Annotated in this window: 13 protein-coding genes and 1 riboswitch; of the genes, 3 read left to right on the top strand and 10 right to left on the bottom strand. The window is 65.5% G+C overall.

Going from position 1 to position 16,054, the window contains the following annotated elements:
• Positions 1 to 105: 105 nt before the first annotated feature.
• From H3V53_RS16840 to H3V53_RS16810, 7 genes are all read right to left on the bottom strand, one after another.
• The gene (locus H3V53_RS16840) at positions 106 to 1,752 is read right to left on the bottom strand and encodes an ABC transporter substrate-binding protein (RefSeq protein ID WP_336598921.1); all 1,647 of its coding nucleotides are present in this window, start codon (positions 1,750 to 1,752) and stop codon (positions 106 to 108) included.
• A 258-nt stretch (positions 1,753 to 2,010) separates the two neighbouring features.
• The gene (gene metF, locus H3V53_RS16835; protein ID WP_336598920.1) at positions 2,011 to 2,841 is read right to left on the bottom strand and encodes a methylenetetrahydrofolate reductase [NAD(P)H]; all 831 of its coding nucleotides are present in this window, start codon (positions 2,839 to 2,841) and stop codon (positions 2,011 to 2,013) included.
• Positions 2,842 to 2,871: 30 nt separating this feature from the next.
• Positions 2,872 to 3,225 carry a phage holin family protein gene (locus tag H3V53_RS16830; protein ID WP_054918378.1) on the bottom strand — a complete coding sequence of 118 codons (354 nt, stop codon included), beginning with the start codon at positions 3,223 to 3,225 and terminating at the stop codon, positions 2,872 to 2,874.
• A gap of 167 nt (positions 3,226 to 3,392) precedes the next feature.
• Positions 3,393 to 4,814, bottom strand: coding sequence for an adenosylhomocysteinase (gene ahcY, locus H3V53_RS16825; RefSeq protein ID WP_054918375.1), 1,422 nt, complete (start codon positions 4,812 to 4,814; stop codon positions 3,393 to 3,395).
• A gap of 32 nt (positions 4,815 to 4,846) precedes the next feature.
• Positions 4,847 to 4,960, bottom strand: a riboswitch (S-adenosyl-L-homocysteine riboswitch).
• Positions 4,961 to 5,009: 49 nt separating this feature from the next.
• Entirely contained in the window at positions 5,010 to 5,819 is an 810-nt protein-coding gene (locus H3V53_RS16820; protein ID WP_336598919.1) for a glycosyltransferase, read from the bottom strand.
• 141 nt (positions 5,820 to 5,960) lie between these two features.
• Positions 5,961 to 6,683 (bottom strand): LrgB family protein, encoded by a 723-nt coding sequence (locus tag H3V53_RS16815; protein WP_054918373.1) that lies wholly within the window; start codon positions 6,681 to 6,683, stop codon positions 5,961 to 5,963.
• A 21-nt stretch (positions 6,684 to 6,704) separates the two neighbouring features.
• The gene (locus H3V53_RS16810; protein ID WP_336598918.1) at positions 6,705 to 7,196 is read right to left on the bottom strand and encodes a CidA/LrgA family protein; all 492 of its coding nucleotides are present in this window, start codon (positions 7,194 to 7,196) and stop codon (positions 6,705 to 6,707) included.
• 114 nt (positions 7,197 to 7,310) lie between these two features.
• Between H3V53_RS16810 and H3V53_RS16805 the strand changes: the two genes are divergently transcribed.
• Complete coding sequence (locus H3V53_RS16805; RefSeq protein WP_336598917.1) at positions 7,311 to 8,273, top strand: LysR family transcriptional regulator; 963 nt, start codon at positions 7,311 to 7,313, stop codon at positions 8,271 to 8,273.
• A gap of 67 nt (positions 8,274 to 8,340) precedes the next feature.
• Here H3V53_RS16805 and H3V53_RS16800 read toward each other — a convergent pair whose 3' ends face one another.
• Complete coding sequence (locus H3V53_RS16800; protein ID WP_336598916.1) at positions 8,341 to 10,179, bottom strand: OmpA family protein; 1,839 nt, start codon at positions 10,177 to 10,179, stop codon at positions 8,341 to 8,343.
• A 189-nt stretch (positions 10,180 to 10,368) separates the two neighbouring features.
• A complete protein-coding gene (locus H3V53_RS16795) occupies positions 10,369 to 12,018 on the bottom strand; it encodes a GMC family oxidoreductase (protein ID WP_336598969.1) in 1,650 nt (549 codons plus the stop codon).
• A gap of 359 nt (positions 12,019 to 12,377) precedes the next feature.
• On the opposite strand from H3V53_RS16795, the gene H3V53_RS16790 reads away from it, so the two are divergent.
• Positions 12,378 to 14,057: an isovaleryl-CoA dehydrogenase gene (locus H3V53_RS16790; RefSeq protein WP_336598915.1), complete on the top strand. Its 1,680-nt coding sequence runs from the start codon at positions 12,378 to 12,380 to the stop codon at positions 14,055 to 14,057.
• A gap of 72 nt (positions 14,058 to 14,129) precedes the next feature.
• Entirely contained in the window at positions 14,130 to 15,548 is a 1,419-nt protein-coding gene (locus H3V53_RS16785; RefSeq protein ID WP_336598914.1) for a coniferyl aldehyde dehydrogenase, read from the top strand.
• A 16-nt stretch (positions 15,549 to 15,564) separates the two neighbouring features.
• Here the strand turns inward: H3V53_RS16785 and H3V53_RS16780 are convergent, their stop codons facing one another.
• The gene (locus H3V53_RS16780) at positions 15,565 to 15,879 is read right to left on the bottom strand and encodes an EscU/YscU/HrcU family type III secretion system export apparatus switch protein (protein WP_336598913.1); all 315 of its coding nucleotides are present in this window, start codon (positions 15,877 to 15,879) and stop codon (positions 15,565 to 15,567) included.
• Between the last annotated feature and the right edge of the window lie 175 nt (positions 15,880 to 16,054).

The following is a 16,054-nucleotide window of genomic DNA, read 5'->3' as shown; positions in this document are numbered from 1 at the left end:
ATTAACTGTGTTGACGATCGGAAACAACTGAAACGGGGGCTGCCGCGCGTTGCACGGCAGCGTGTCAGGATTAGAGCGCAATTACGTAAAGAAGCGGCTAATTGTCTACTTCAGACCGACGTTCCAGAACTGGGTCGGCCCAAAGGGGTCCAGTTTGAAGCCGGTAATCGACTTCGACAGCGGCTGATAGACGGTGGAGTGTGCAATCGGAGTGAAAGGAACCTGATCCTTGAAGATCTGCTGCGCTTGCATGTAGTCCTTCGTGCGCGTGGGCAGGTCGGTCGTGCTGCGCGCGGCCTTGATGAGATCGTCGAACGGCTTGTAGCACCATTTCGAGAAATTGCTGCCGTTCACGGCGTCGCAGCCGAGCAGCACGCCGAGCCAGTTATCGGGGTCGCCGTAATCGCCCGTCCAGCCGATCAGCATCGCCTCGTGCTCGCCGCTGTGCCCGCGGCGGATGTACTCGCCCCACTCGTACGTGACGATTTTCGTCTTCACGCCGATCTTCGCCCAGTCCGCCTGCAGCATTTCGGCCATCAGGCGGGCGTTCGGGTTGTACGGACGCGAAACGGGCATGGCCCACAGCGTCAGGTCGAAGCCGTCCGGATAGCCCGCTTCCTTGAGCAGCGCCTTCGCCTTGTCGACGTCGTATGGCGCGTCTTTCAGGCTCTTGTCGTAGCCCCATTGCGTAGGCGGCATCGGATTCGTCGCGGCCTGGCCCGCGCCCTGGTAGACGGAATCGATGATCGCCTTCTTGTTGACGGACATATCGAGCGCGCGCCGCACGAGCACGTTGTCGAGCGGCTTTTTGGTCGTGTTGTACGCGATGAAGCCGAGATTGAAGCCCACCTGATGCGGCAGCGCGAGCGACGAATCTGCCTGGATCTGCGGGATGTCGGCGGGTTTCGGGTAGCTCATCACCTGGCATTCGTTGCGCTTGAGCTTCTGCAGACGCACGGACGGATCGACGGTGATCGCGAAGATCAGCTTGCTGATCTGCACGACGCCGGGTTTCCAGTAGTTCGGGTTGCCGTCGAAGCGGATCGACTCGTCTTTCGTGTAGCTGCGGAAAATGAACGGCCCGGTGCCGACGGGAAACAGGTTGATATCGGAGGCCTTGCCCGCCTTCAGCAGTTGGTCCGCATATTCGGCCGACAGGATCGACGCGAACGGCATCGCGATCTGCTGCAGGAACGGCGCGTCGACTTCTTTCAGCGTGAAGCGCACGGTGTAGGGATCGAGCGCCTCGACCTTGACGATGTTCTTGGCGAGGCCGAGATCGGCGAAATACGGGAACGGCACGTTGTACGCCTTGCGGAACGGCTGCTCGGGATCGAGCATGCGCGTGTATGTGAAGACGACGTCGTCGGCGTTGAACTCGCGCGTTGGCTTGAAGAACGACGTCGTCTGGAACTTCACGCCGTGGCGCAGATGAAACGTGTATTGGAGGCCGTCGCTGGAGACGTCCCATTTTTCGGCGAGGCCCGGCTCGATGTCGGTGCTGCCGTGGCCGAACTCGACGAGGCGGTTATAGACCGTGTATGAACCCGCGCTGAACTCGACGCTCGTCGTGTACTGCGCGGTATCGAATCCGGCGGGGCTGCCTTCGGAGCAGAACACGACCGTCTTGTCGGGCAGCGATGCGGCAGCGCCGCTCCGGACTGGCGCGATGCACGCCGCGATGCAGGCCGCGATCAGCGCGGCGGACAGGCAGGACTTGCGAACGGCAGACAGCGTCGATGACATTGGCATGTTGTTCTCCGCGAGGCACCTGGTTCGAGGGCTCTTGGATCATAGTCAGCCAATATTCGGATTCAATATGCGGGTTTTTACTCCACTGTCGTGGTTTGGGTTTGGGTTTGATTTCGCTGGCATCCGCGAGGCGGTGTTTGCTGCGCAGGCCATTTTTTCGCTGGCATCCGCGTTGCGCCGACGCGGCGCTATCGCGGATGCCTGCGCAAAGGCAAACACACACCGGCAACGCCCGCGCCGCAAAGGCGCAACAAAACTTCACACGCCTAGACGCTCACAAATCGCCCGACTAGCAGCCGCGCCGTTGAGCGTATAAAAATGCAACCCCGGCACCTTCGCATCGACGAGCCGTCGACACAAATCCGTCACCACGTCGAGCCCGAACGCTCGGATCGATTCGCGGTCATCGCCGAAGCTTTCGAGCCGTTTCGCGACCCAGCGCGGCACTTCCGCGCCGCACATTTCGGAGAAGCGCATCAGCTGCGAAAAGTTCGTGATGGGCATGATGCCTGGCACGATCGGCACGTCGACGCCCAGCTTGTGCGCATCGTCGACGAAACGAAAGTACGCGTCGGCGTTGAAGAAATACTGCGTGATCGCCGAATTGGCGCCCGCCTTCACCTTGCGCGCGAAGTTCTCCAGATCGTGCTTCGGCGAACGCGACTGCGGGTGGTACTCGGGATACGCCGCGACCTCGATGCGAAACCAGTCGCCGAACTCGGCGCGAATGAAGCTCACCAGTTCCGACGCATAACGCAGTTCGCCAACCTCTCCCATGCCCGACGGCAGATCGCCGCGCAACGCGACGATATGACGGATGCCGTGCGCACGGTACTCGTTGAGAATCGCGCGCAGGCTTTCCCGCGACGAACCGATGCACGACAGATGCGGCGCGGCTTCAAGGCCGTCTTTCGACATGTCGAGCACGGTGTCGAGCGTGCCTTGCTGGGTCGAACCGCCCGCGCCGAACGTGACGGACACGAACTTGGGCTTGAGCGGCAACAGTTGCGCGCGCGTCGCGCGCAGCTTCTCGAGCCCTTCCTGCGTTTTCGGCGGAAAGAACTCGAATGAAAGTTCGATGGAGTTCATGGTTCGGGTCAAGAATCCTGACGGCAGCCGTCAGCCGACGCTGCGGTTGCCGAAGATAAGCGCGGACAGCAGCCACGAAACGATGCTGTACAGGATCGAGCCGAAAAACGCCGACCAGAAACCCGACACTTCGAAGCCCTTCAGCAGCGACGCGCACAGCCAGAAGCACAGCGCGTTCACCACGAGAATGAAGAGCCCGAGCGTGAGTATCGTGACGGGCAGCGTCAGCAGGATCAGCACCGGCCGCAAAACGGCATTGATGAGCCCGAGCACGAGCGCGACGATCAGCGCAGTACCGAAGCTGCGGATGTGGATCGACGGCACGATGTAGGTGATGATCAGCAGCGCGAGCGCGTTGATCACCCAGGTCAGCAATACGGTCATGAACAGCTCCTGGTCGCCTGTGGGCATGAAGTCCGGGTTGAATTCGAAGGCATGCGCGAAGCGTGGACAGTTGCTGTGCATCCGTCCACGCTTCGTTCATCGCGCCGCGTGCTGCAATCGCACGCGGCACGATGCGTCATGCCGCCTCTTTCCGCTTGCGCCGCTGCTTAGTAGCGGTAGTGGTTCGGCTTGAACGGACCGTTCTTGTCGACACCGATGTACTTCGCCTGATCCGCCGACAGTTCCGTCAGGTTCGCGCCGATGCGCGCGAGGTGCAGGCGCGCAACCTTCTCGTCGAGCTGCTTCGGCAGCACGTACACCTTGTTCTCGTACTTGCTGCCTTCGACGAACAGTTCGATCTGCGCGAGCGTCTGGTTCGTGAACGAGTTCGACATCACGAACGACGGATGGCCCGTTGCGCAGCCCAGGTTCACGAGGCGGCCTTCCGCCAGCAGGATCACGCGCTTGCCGTCCGGGAAAATGATGTGGTCGACTTGCGGCTTGATGTTTTCCCACTTGTACTGGCGAGTCGACGCGACGTCGATTTCCGAGTCGAAGTGGCCGATGTTGCAGACGATCGCGTTGTGGCGCATCGCCTTCATGTGGTCGTGATTGATGACGTGATAGTTGCCCGTGGCCGTCACGAAGATGTCGGCCTTGTCGGCGGCGTATTCCATCGTCACGACGCGGTAGCCTTCCATCGCGGCCTGCAGCGCGCAGATGGGATCGATTTCCGTGACCCACACGGTCGCGCCCAGACCGCGCAGCGATTGCGCGCAGCCCTTGCCCACGTCGCCGTAGCCCGCCACGACCGCGATCTTGCCGGCGATCATCACGTCGGTGGCGCGCTTGATGCCGTCGACGAGCGACTCGCGGCAGCCATACAGGTTGTCGAACTTCGACTTCGTGACCGAGTCGTTGACGTTGATGGCCGGGAACGGCAGACGGCCGTCCTTCTCCATCTGATACAGGCGATGCACGCCCGTCGTCGTTTCTTCCGTGACGCCCTTGATGTGCGCAAGACGCGTCGAGTACCACGTCGGGTCGGCGTCGAGATGCTTCGCGATCGACTTGTACAGCGCGACTTCTTCCTCGTTGGTCGGCTTGCCGATCACCGACCGGTCCTTCTCGGCCTTCGCGCCGAGAATCAGCAGCAGCGTGGCGTCGCCGCCGTCGTCGAGGATCATGTTGGCGAATTCGCCGTTCGGCCATTCGAAGATGCGGTGCGAAAACTCCCAGTATTCGTCGAGCGACTCGCCCTTGAACGCGAATACGGGCGTGCCGGCCTTTGCGATGGCTGCGGCGGCGTGATCCTGCGTCGAGAAGATGTTGCACGAGGCCCAGCGGACATCGGCGCCGAGCGCCGTCAGCGTTTCGATCAGCACGCCCGTCTGGATGGTCATGTGCAGCGAACCGGCGATACGCGCACCCTTCAGCGGCTGCTGCGTCTTGTACTCTTCGCGGGTTTGCATGAGACCGGGCATTTCGGTCTCGGCGATGGTCAGTTCCTTGCGGCCCCAGTCGGCCAGCGACAGGTCGGCAACGATGAAGTCCTGGGAATTTTTGGAATCGTAGACTGCGGCGTTCATCACGCCCTCCTTTCTAAAAAAGACTAGAAATGTTGACGTGAGCGCCGTTCGATGCGGTTGGTTGGCAAGCGCGACGCGCGTCCCATCCTTCCGATTGAAAGCCTTCGAGCCTGGCGGGGAAACCCGTCGCAACGCTCCTCGAAGACGAACGGCGATTGTAGCAAAACGGGATCGGCTGCGGTGTGACGTTTCAGTCTATGCCGATTGCTTCTGCGCCGATTCCGTGGCTGGCTGCGCGGCCAGATGCGGCGCGAGTTCGAAGCCGCGCAATTCGCCGATGGCTGCATAAGCGCGCCGCACGAAGGCCCACGAAGCGTCGCGCGTCGAGGCGACGAGTTCGTCGGGAGCGTCGATCATGCCCATCGAAATGCGGAAATAGCGCTCGGCGTGGATGGTCGGGTGGTAATGCATGCGCACGCGCTTGCGGTCGGATAGCCGCGGATTGCCGAAGATATTCAGCAGCGCAAGCGAAAGCGCGCCGTCTTCGCCGCCATGACGCCGGAACACGTCATCGAGCGGAAAGCCGCCGAACGCCGCATACACGCTACGGCGGATCACGAGACTGCTGGGCACGGTGTTGCTCAATGTAGCCGCGTGTTCGTCGAACTGCGGATGGCCGGTGATGTCGGCGGGAAAGCCGCAGAATTCGACGTCGAAGCGCACGGACGGCAGCCCGGCATGCGCGTGCAAAAAGGCCGCGGCGGCGGCGAGCGCGCCGGGGAGGTACTCGTCGTCGGCGTCGATGAACGCGAGCAGCGGATGCAGCGCATGCATCGCGCCCCAGTTCCGCGCGCGCGACGCGCCGCCGTTGTACGGCATGCGCAGCAACTCGATCTGCGGATAGTGCTGCGCATAGCGCGCGACGATGTCGGTGGCGCCGTCCTGCGAGCCGTCGTCGACGACGATGATTTGCGCGGCCTCGGGCTGCGCGACGCAGCTATCGAGCGTGCGGGCGAGTGTCTGTTCGGCGTTGTAGCAGGGAATGATGACGGAGATGGGCAGCATGGCGCGGAATCTGCGGAAGCGAAGGACAGCCGTCCATCATAAAGCCGCCGAGCCGCCATGCGTCTCAAATTGGCTGCGGCTGCCGCGGTGGCTGCGAGCGCCGCGCCTCACGCCCGAACGCCCGCACGCCGGAGCGCAGAGTCAAAGCGGCAGCATCCCGAACAGCGGCGCGAGCAGCACCATCACCACGCCAGCGATCATCATCGTCAGACTGGCGACGACGCCCTCCTCGCTGCCCAGTTCGCGCGCCTTCGCCGTGCCGACGCCATGTGCCGCCGCGCCGAACAGCGCGCCGCGCGCGAGCCGCGTGCGCAGCGGCACGAGCGCGAGCACGATCTCGCCGAACAGCATGCCGCAGACGCCCGTCGCGATCACGAATAGCGCGGTGAGGTCTTTCGGCGCGTGGATCTTGTCCGAGACGGCGAGCGCGAACGGCGTCGACACCGAGCGCGTCATCAGGCTGCGCTGCAGTTCCGGCGACAGATGCAGCACCTTCGCGAGCGCCAGCGACCCGCCCACCGCCACGACGATGCCGACCGTCACGCCCACGGTGAGCGAAATCCAGTGGCGCCTGAGCAGTTCGCGATATTCGTAGATCGGCACCGCGAACGCGACGGTGGCGGGCCCGAGCAGCCACATCAGCCAGCGCGTGTCCTGAAAGTAGACGGCGTACGGAATCCGCGCGGCCAGCACGATCGCGGCGAGCACGATGGGCACGGCGAGCAGCGGCGTGAGAAACGGCGACTTCAGCCGCGCGTACAGCGCCTTCGATGCGAAATAGAGCGCCACCGTCAGCACGAAGCAGCCCGCGGCGATGAGCCGGGACGCGTCGTCGGCGAACAGGGATGTGTAGAAGGCGCTCATGACTGGATTGGGCCGAATGGTTTACAGGAATCGTTTGTCCGCGAGGCGGCGCTCGACGGGCGCGCGCTGCACCATCACGCGACGCAGTGCGAGGCGCCGTTCGAGCCGCGCCGCCTGGTCGACGGCAAAGGCAACGGCCACCATCACCATCAGCGTGCCCGCGACCACGACCAGCGCGAGGCGCCAGCCGTCCTCGCGAAACAGCCCGCCGTACTGGACAGCGGCCACCGCGGCGGGAATGAAGAACAGCAGCATGTCGGACAGCAGCCAGTCGGCGCCCGCTTTCACCCAGCGCGGGGCGACGCCGCCGCAAAACAGCAGCGCCAGCAGCGCGATGAGGCCCACCACGCCGCCCGGCACCGGCAAGCCGAACCGGCGCACGATGCAGTCGGCGGCAAACCAGACGCCCGCGATCGCGGCGCTCTGCACGGCGATGCGGCCGAACTTCGCGACAGGCGAGTTCGCATCCAGACGGACGGCAGCGGCGAAACGGGCGATCAGCGGCGAGATCATGGCAAACCCTAGGTGACTTTTGGATGAGGTTCAGTATAGGGTGCAGTGCACCATAAATATAATGACTTAGAATTATCCAAATCATTCCAGAATGGAATTCGAGGAACACCGACCATGGAACTGCGCGCTCTGCGTTATTTTGTCGAAGTTGTGCGGCAGCAGAGCTTCACCGTCGCGGCCGAGCAGATGTTCGTCACGCAGCCGACCATCAGCAAGATGGTGAAGTCGCTGGAAGACGAAATCGGCTCGCCGTTGCTGCTGCGCGACGGCCGGCAGATGGTGCTGACGGACGCCGGACGCATCGTCTATCAGCGCGGACAGGAAGTGCTCGCGTCGTATGCGCAGCTGCAGGCCGAACTGAACGACCTCGACAAGCTCGGGCGCGGCGAACTGACGATCGGCATTCCGCCCATGGGCGGCTCGCTTTTCACGCCCGCCATCGCCGCGTTCCGGCAGCGCTATCCGAAGGTCGAGCTGAAACTGTTCGAGCAGGGCTCGAAGGCGATCGAGGCCGCGCTGATTTCCGGCGAACTGGAACTCGGCGGCGTGCTGCAGCCGGTCGATCCCGACACGATCGACGTGCTGCCGATGACGCGTCAGCTGCTATGGCTCGTCGCCCGCCACGGCTCACGTTGGGACGCGTTGCAGGACGTGCCGCTCGCCGATCTCGCCAGCGAGCCGTTCGTGTTCTACGGCGAGAGCCTCGCGCTCAACGACGTCGTGCTGACGGCGTGCCGCAGCGCGGGCTTCGCGCCGCAGATCGTCGGTCGTAGCGGGCATTGGGATTTCATGGCGGCACTGGTGCTCGCGGGCGTCGGCATCGCGCTGCTGCCCGCGCCGTACTGCCGGCGGCTCGACGCGGCGCAGTTCACCTGCCGGCCCGTCGTCGCGCCGGAGATTCCGTGGGAAATGGCGATCGGCTGGCGGCGCAACGGCTATCTGTCGCATGCCGCGCGCGCGTGGCTGGACGTCGCGCGCGAAACGCTGCCGGGACTCTCCACCGACAACTTCACGCATCCGCCTACTTTCGATGTCCCCGCGTCCGCGCCCGATCCGGCGAAACCGGCGCTGAAATGAACAATGCCGCCCGGTTGGTTGCCGGGCGGCATGGCGTCTGAGGCGGGGAACGTGTGAGCGGCCGCGCTTATTGCGTCTGGACCTGCGCCTGTGGCTGGTCTTGCGCCTCGCTGAACTCGATGCGCCGGTTCGCGAAACGTCCGCTTTCCGTCGCGTTGCTCGCCATGGGCCGCGCGTTGCCGTAGCCGCGAGCGATGAGCGCATCGGCGCTCACACCCGCCTTGACCAGAAATGCGCGCACGGCTTCGGCGCGTTCCTTCGACAGTTCCAGATTGGCCGTCTCGCTGCCGACGTTATCCGAATAGCCCGCCACTTCGAGCTTCAGCGCATGGCCGGCCGCCGCGCACGATTTCAGCATGCGCGCAGACTGGTTCAGATCGTCGAAAGCAGTCGACGGCACGTGCGCATCGCGCGGCACGAAATTGACGACCTGCAGGTTCAGCGTCCTCACGAGGTCCGCGCTCGCGCACGATGCGCCCGGCGCCAGCAGCGACCTGGCCGCGTTCCTGAACGACTGCGCGGCGTTCGCGACGGCTTGCGCGGCATCGAACGCGCTCACCTGATACGGCGCGCCGAGGTGTCCCTTCAACCGGTCGAGCCAACCCGCTTTCATATCGGCGGCTGTGCCGCTCAGCTCTACGTGCGTGCCGTCGATCGTCATTTCGGCGCCGGGCACGGACATCAGCGGCATCAGCGCATCGAGATGCGCGAGCCAGTCGGCCGCTTTCGTGCCGTCGTCGACGGCGATATCGGCGTCGAACTGGCCAGCGCCGAACTTCTTCGTCAGCGCGCCCAGCAGCGCCGTTTTTTCGGCGGCGTCGTGCACGGTCGCGGCGACCGTCGGCTTGCCGCTTTTGTCGACGGAGACGGTTAGCCGCGAGTCCCTGACGGCGTTCGTGTCGATCTTGCCGGAAGCGCTCGCGGCGCTGTTCGACGCCGTATTCGCCGCTGTATTCGTCGCCGCGTCCGGGGCGGGCTGCGCGGCTACTGGCGCCGGCGCCAAAGCAGGCGATGCCGAAGGCGTCGCGCCGACGGCATCGTGGACGAAGAAGCTGGACGCAGCCGGACAGAAGCCCAGCGCCACCCAGGTCAGCATCGCCGCAATCGCGCCGAGCAGCGCGGATAACGCGGCGACGCCGAACCAGTGCTTCATGCGCGGCCCCACATGGCGCCCTTCACGTTCTGGCGCGAGTGCGGGCACGCCCGCCGCGCCCCCCGACATGACCGGCTCGGCCGGACCGCGCGCGACGGCTGCTGCAGCCGGGGCGGCGGGCATATGCGCGGGCGCCGTCGCTGGCGCGGGAGGCTCGAAATGCGACGACACCGCGCGCACCTGCGCGCCGATGGCGTCCGCGAACGCACCCGCGGCGCCCAGGCCCAGCACGGTCGTGAGGCCGTCGTTCAGATGCGGCGCGATGACGGGCAACTGCTGGCCGAGCAGCGCGGGCAAGTGGCCGATGTTGCCCTGATGATCGAGAAGGTGCCGCTTGAGCACGCCCATCAGGATGCTGCCGACGATGCCCGTAATCGCGTGTGTCGCGTGCGCGGGCACGCCGGTCTGCATCGACACAGCGTCGCTGAGTCCGTCGATGCGGCGCTCGAACGAATGCTCGAGCAACTGGCGCCCCGTCGACGCCAGCTGCGTGACGCCTGTCGTGCTCGCGATGATGCGCGGCAAGTGCTCGGCGATGTCCGCGTTGACTTCCTGGCCGAGGACGGTCGCGAACAGCGCCCGGGCCCCGTCGAGGGTCGCGCACCTGTTCAGCAGGCCAGCGATCAGCGGCGGCATGCTGACGCCCATGACTCGCGCCGTCGCGTCGGGCGGCAATCCCTGGCAGTTCGACAGTTGTCGAACCACCTCGTCCGGCAATGCAGACCGGATCAGTTGAATCACATTGACACTCATCGATTCGTTTCCCTGAATTTCGAATGCGCGCCATGCGCCCTTCGTGGGCGGCGATTATAGGAGCGGGAAAATCTCAGAATTGAATCGATGCAGGATTCGCGAGCTTTTTAGGATTGCTCCTAGGAGCGCGCGGACGTCACAGCGGCTGGTCGTTGCGCGCATGTCCGCGCGCGCCATCCGGCGGGGTGGTCACGACGCGCGCGTGGGCTCGACGGCCGTCGACGGACTCGTCGCGTCGCGCCGCGCCGCCGCGATGAAATCCGCCGCGCGTTCGCCGATCATCACCGTCGGCGCATTCGTGTTGCCGCCGATCAGCGTCGGCATCACGGAAGCATCGACCACGCGCAGGCCCGCCACGCCGCGCACGCGCAGTTGCGTATCGACGACCGAGCGCTCGTCGCCGCCCATCCGGCAGGTCGACACCGGGTGGTAGATCGTGTCGGCGTGCGCGGCGATCGTCGCGCGCAATTCGGCGTCCGTCTGGCCGGGCCGCGTGTACAGTTCGCGCCCGCCGCACCACGCCAGCGACGGCGCGTCCAGAATGCGCCGCGACAGATGCACGCCTTCGACAAGCAGTTCGAGATCGCGCGGGTCGCTGAGAAACGCGGGATCGATGACGGGCGCTTCGCGTGCATCGCTGCTCGCGAGCGTGACGGCGCCCCGGCTATGCGGGCGCAGCACGCACACGTGCAGCGAATAGCCGTGGCCCCAGTGCATGTGACGGTTGTGATCGTCGACGAGCGCGGTGCAGAAGTGCAGTTGCAGATCGGGCCGGTCGAGCGTCGGCCTGCTCTTCAGAAAACCCCCCGCTTCCGCGACATTGCTCGTCAGCATGCCGCGGCCGCTGCGCAGATACGAGACGAAACCCGGCACCATCTTCGCGAAGCCGCGCAGCGAAAAGCCCGTGAGCTGCGTCGACAGCACGCGCTTGTTGATGGTGAAATCGACGTGATCGGTCAGGTTGCGGCCCACTTCGGGCGCGTCGTGCAGCACGGGAATGCCGAACGCGCGCAACTGGTCGGCGGGACCAATGCCCGAGCACATCAGCAGTTGCGGCGAATTGAACGTGCCCGCCGACAGCACGACTTCCGCGAGCGCCTCGACGATTTCCTTCACGCCGCCGCGCACCACTTCGACACCCGTCGCACGCGTGCCGTCGAAGATCACGCGCAGCGCGGCGGCATCGGCGAGCGTATGCAGATTCGGCCGCGAGTGTCCGTACACATACGCGCGCGCGACGCTGCAGCGCTGGCCGTCGCGCTGCGTCACCTGATAGAAGCCGACGCCTTCTTGCATCGGGCCGTTGAAATCGTCGTTGTGGCGAAAGCCTGCCTCGACGGCCGCCTTCACGAATCGATGCGAAAAGACGTTCTGAAAGCGCAGATCCGACACGTTCAGCGGCCCGTCGGCGCCATGCAGCGCGTCGCTGCCGTGCTGATTGCGCTCGTTGCACTCCGCGCGGCGGAAATACGGCAGCACATCGTCGAATGCCCAGCCGTCGCAGCCGAGGCGCGCCCAGTCGTCGTAATCGAGGGGATGGCCGCGCGTGTACACCATCGCGTTGATTGCGCTCGATCCGCCGAAGCCGCGTCCGCGCGGCTGATAACCGCGCCGCCCGCCGAGCCCCGGCTGCGGCGTGGTCAGATAGCCGTAGTTGGTCTTGAGCCTGAACGGCACGAGAGCCGCGACGCCGAGGGGCATGTTGACGAACAGATTGCGTTGCGTGTGCGGGCCCGCTTCGATCAGTGCGATCGTCGCGTCGGGACAGTGCTGCGCGAGGCGCCCGGCGAGCGCACAGCCGCCCGAACCCGCGCCGACGATCACGTAGTCGTATTGCATCCGCTCCTCCTGTGCCGCGCCGCATCCGCTTCCTGCGCGGTTCATGCGGCGGCTGCTGTCCGGGCCGCGCTGCGTTGCTGGCGGCTTCTGTCTCGTGCACACTTGTTGTCTCCGTGCGCTGTCTGCGCATTGTAGGGAGCGACGGCAGATCACGCGGCGTACGTGTCAGAGCGATCCTTCTAAACGCAAGCCGTGCCGCACCCCTATGATGAAAGGTGCTGTCCGCGCCACAGCCCATGCGCGGCCTTCATTCAGACACGGTCATTCGCGCGCCGCCCATCGAGCACCCGGCTTGCGCGCTTGCGTCAAACAGCGCCCCGCGAGACGGACGGCGCGCGTCCGTCAAACGGAGACATCGAATGGAACGCTTCGGCCCCGGCAACACGCATGACGTGATCAATCAGGTTCCGCCGCTTGCGAACTACAACCTGTTTTCCTGCGATACCGCGCTCGATGCCGCCGTCCAGCGCGAAGGCGCCGCATGGCATCGCGAAGCGCTGCTGCGCGATGGCGCCACGCTCGGCGCGCCCGATGTGCTCGCCCTCGCCGATCTCGCCAATCGCCACACACCCGAGCTCGCGACCTTCAGCGCGCGCGGCGAACGCATCGACGCGCTCGAATTTCATCCCGCGTGGCACACCCTGCTCGGTCTGCTGCGGCGCGAAGGTCTACATGCGCTGCCGTTTTCCGACCCTCGGCCGGGCGCGATGGTCGCGCGCTGCGCCGGCTACTTTCTGCATGGGCAGCTCGAATCCGGCTCGCTCTGTCCGCTGACGATGACCTTCGCCAGCATTCCCGTCCTGCAGCGCGAGCCCGCCCTGTTCGACACGCTGCGCGACAAGCTCTACTCGCGCGAACATGATCCGCGCGACGTGCCGCTCGAACGCAAGACGTCGATGATGGTCGGCATGGGCATGACCGAAAAACAGGGCGGCTCCGACGTGCGCAGCAATCGCACGCAGGCGTTCGCTTTGGACGCCAACGGCGGCGGGCGCGGCGCGGCCTACCGGCTGGTCGGCCACAAGTGGTTTTTCTCCGCGCCGCAGTGCGATGCGCATCTGGTGCTCGCGCGCACCGACACTCACGAAGGCCTGTCGTGCTTCTTCGTGCCGCGTTTCGCGCCCGACGGCAGCAAGAACGCGGTGCGCGTGCAGCGTCTGAAGGACAAGCTCGGCAACCGCTCGAATGCGAGCAGCGAGGTCGAATTCTTCGATGCCTACGGCGTGATGATCGGCGACGAAGGGCGCGGCGTCCCTACCATCATCGAAATGGCGAACTACACGCGGCTCGACTGCGTGATCGGCAGCGCGGCGCTGATGCGCGCGGCGCTCGCGCAGGCCATCCACCACGCGCGCCACCGCGTCGCGTTCGGCAAGCATCTCGCTGATCAGCCTCTGATGCGCAACGTGCTCGCCGATCTCTCGCTCGAATCGGAAGCGGCGACGGTGCTGTTCATGCGGCTCGCGCGCGCGTTCGACGACACGACCAACGCGCCCGAAGACCGCGCATGGCGGCGCCTCGTCACGCCCGCCGCGAAGTATTGGGTCTGCAAGCGCACGCTCGAATTCACGGGCGAAGCAATGGAAGTCTGGGGCGGCAACGGCTACGTCGAAGAGGGGCCGATGGCGCGCTTCTATCGCGAGGCGCCTGTCAACTCGATCTGGGAAGGCTCCGGCAACGTGATGTGCCTCGACGTGCTGCGCGCGATGGAGCGCGAGCCCGACGCCGCGCAGGCCTTGCTCGGCGCGTGGCGCGCAGAAGCGCGCGCGCATCCCGCGCTGAAGGCGGCGCTCGACCGGCTGCTGAGCGCGCTGACATCGGCGCCCGACGCGCGCGAGGCATCGGCGCGACGCATTGCGCAGCAGATCGTGCTGATCGCGCAAGCGGTATTGCTCGCGCAGCACGCGCCTGAGTTCGTGGCCGATGCGTTCATCGCGACGCGTCTGGGCGAAGGCTGCGGCGAAAGCGGCCGCGTCTACGGCACGCTGCCGTCGGCATTCGATCACGCGGCGATCGTCGAACGCGCATTCGCGGGCTGATCTCATACGTAGCGAGCAACAGAACGAACAACGGAACGAACGACAGCACACAACAACAAGACGGGGAAGACGATGAAAAACGATCTGCCGGATATCGCGGCGCTGGAAGCGCTGTTGCGCGAGCAGCGCGCCGCATATCGGCGCGCGCCGTATCCGTCGTGGGACGAGCGCGCCGCACACCTGAAGACCTTGCGCGAAGTGCTGCTCGACAGCCGCGACGCGTTCGCCGACGCCATGAACGCCGACTTCGGCAATCGTGCGAAAGAAGAAAGCATGCTGGCCGAATTTCTGCTCATCAAGGAGGAAATCGACAGCGCGCTGCGCCACGGCAAGCGCTGGATGAAAGCGCAGCGCCGCGCGACCAGCAAGTGGCTGCTGCCCGCGCGCGCGAAGGTCGTGCCGCAGCCGCTCGGCGTGGTCGGGATCATCGTGCCGTGGAATTATCCCGTGCTGCTCGCGGCCGGGCCGCTGATCAGCGCGCTGACGGCGGGCAACCGCGCGATCATCAAGATGTCGGAGCTGACGCCGCGCACGTCGATGCTGTTCGAACAACTGGTCGCCCAGACGTTCGCACGCGATCACGTGGCCGTCGTCAACGGCGATGCCGCGCTCGCCGCCGCCTTCAGCTCGCAGCCGTTCGATCACCTGCTGTTCACGGGATCGATGAAGGTCGGCCATGAAGTGATGCGCGCCGCCGCCGAACATCTGACGCCCGTTACGCTCGAACTCGGCGGTAAGTCTCCCGCGATCGTCGGGCCGCACGCGCGTTTCGATTACGCCGTCGACAGCATCGTCGCGGGCAAGGTGCTGAACGCGGGGCAAACCTGCATCGCGCCCGATTACGTGCTGGTGCCGCGCGGCAAGGAACAGGCGTTCGTCGAGCGGGCACGCGCGCGCGTCGCGCGGATGTATCCCGATTTCGCGCGCAACGCGGACTACACGTCGATCATTTCGGCACGCCATTTTCAGCGTCTGGAACGTCTCGCCGACGAAGCGCGCGAACAGGGCGCGCAACTGCACGCGCTCGCCGACGCCTCGCCCGATCCGCACGCGCGCCGCTTTCCGCCCGTCGCCGTGACGGGCGCGCCCGATACGGCCGCGTTGATGCAGGAAGAGATTTTCGGGCCGCTGCTGCCCGTGATTCCGTACGACACCCTCGACGACGCCATTGCCTACGTCAACGCGCGTCCGCGTCCGCTCGCGCTCTATCTGTACGACGACGACAAGGCGAGCGTCGGGCGCGTGACGCACGAAACGATCGCGGGCGGCATGTCGATCAACGAAACGCTGATGCATCTCGCGTGCGAGAGCCTGCCGTTCGGCGGGGTCGGGGCGAGCGGGATGGGCGCGTATCACGGCTACGAAGGCTTCGTGACATTTTCGAAAATGAAGCCGGTCCTGACGCAGGCGCGTTTCAACGCGCGCGGCCTGATCGCGCCGCCGTACGGCTGGCGCGTGCGCGCGCTGCTCAGGGTGATGATGCGGTTCTGAAAATACGGGGGCGGTCTTACGGCCCGTTTGACACGGTGACGTCGACGGCGGGCGGCTCGTCGGCGGCGCCGCTTTCCAGCCGGTGCAGCCACGCCAGCAGCTCGGCGACCGCCTGATACAGACGCGGCGGAATGCGCGAATCGAGATCGACCTGCATCAGCAGCGACACCATTTCAGGCGCCTCGTGCACGTAGAGGCCCGCTTCCCTCGCGCGCTGCACGATCATCTCGGCGACGATCCCGTAACCCTTCGCGACGACGCGCGGCGCATCGTCGTGGCCGTGCGAATCGTAGACCAGCGCGGCGGCGCTCTTGCGATTCGTGCGGCTCATTGCATGTCCCAGTCAAAGCTGTCGTCGGCGGCTTCCGGCGCGCTTGCGCCGTCCGCCGACCGCGCATAAGCCGACGCCGCCGCAGCAGCGGCCGCCGCCGCACCGCCTGCCGGCAGGCTGCCGCCGATTTCGCGGATCGACAGTCCGCTCAGCTCGATGCCCGCCTGCGCAAGCC

The organism is Paraburkholderia bengalensis (assembly GCF_037126505.1).
Classification (GTDB): domain Bacteria; phylum Pseudomonadota; class Gammaproteobacteria; order Burkholderiales; family Burkholderiaceae; genus Paraburkholderia; species Paraburkholderia bengalensis.
The sequence above is the reverse complement of the archived record's forward strand: the minus strand, read 5'-3'. Positions and strand labels throughout refer to the sequence as shown.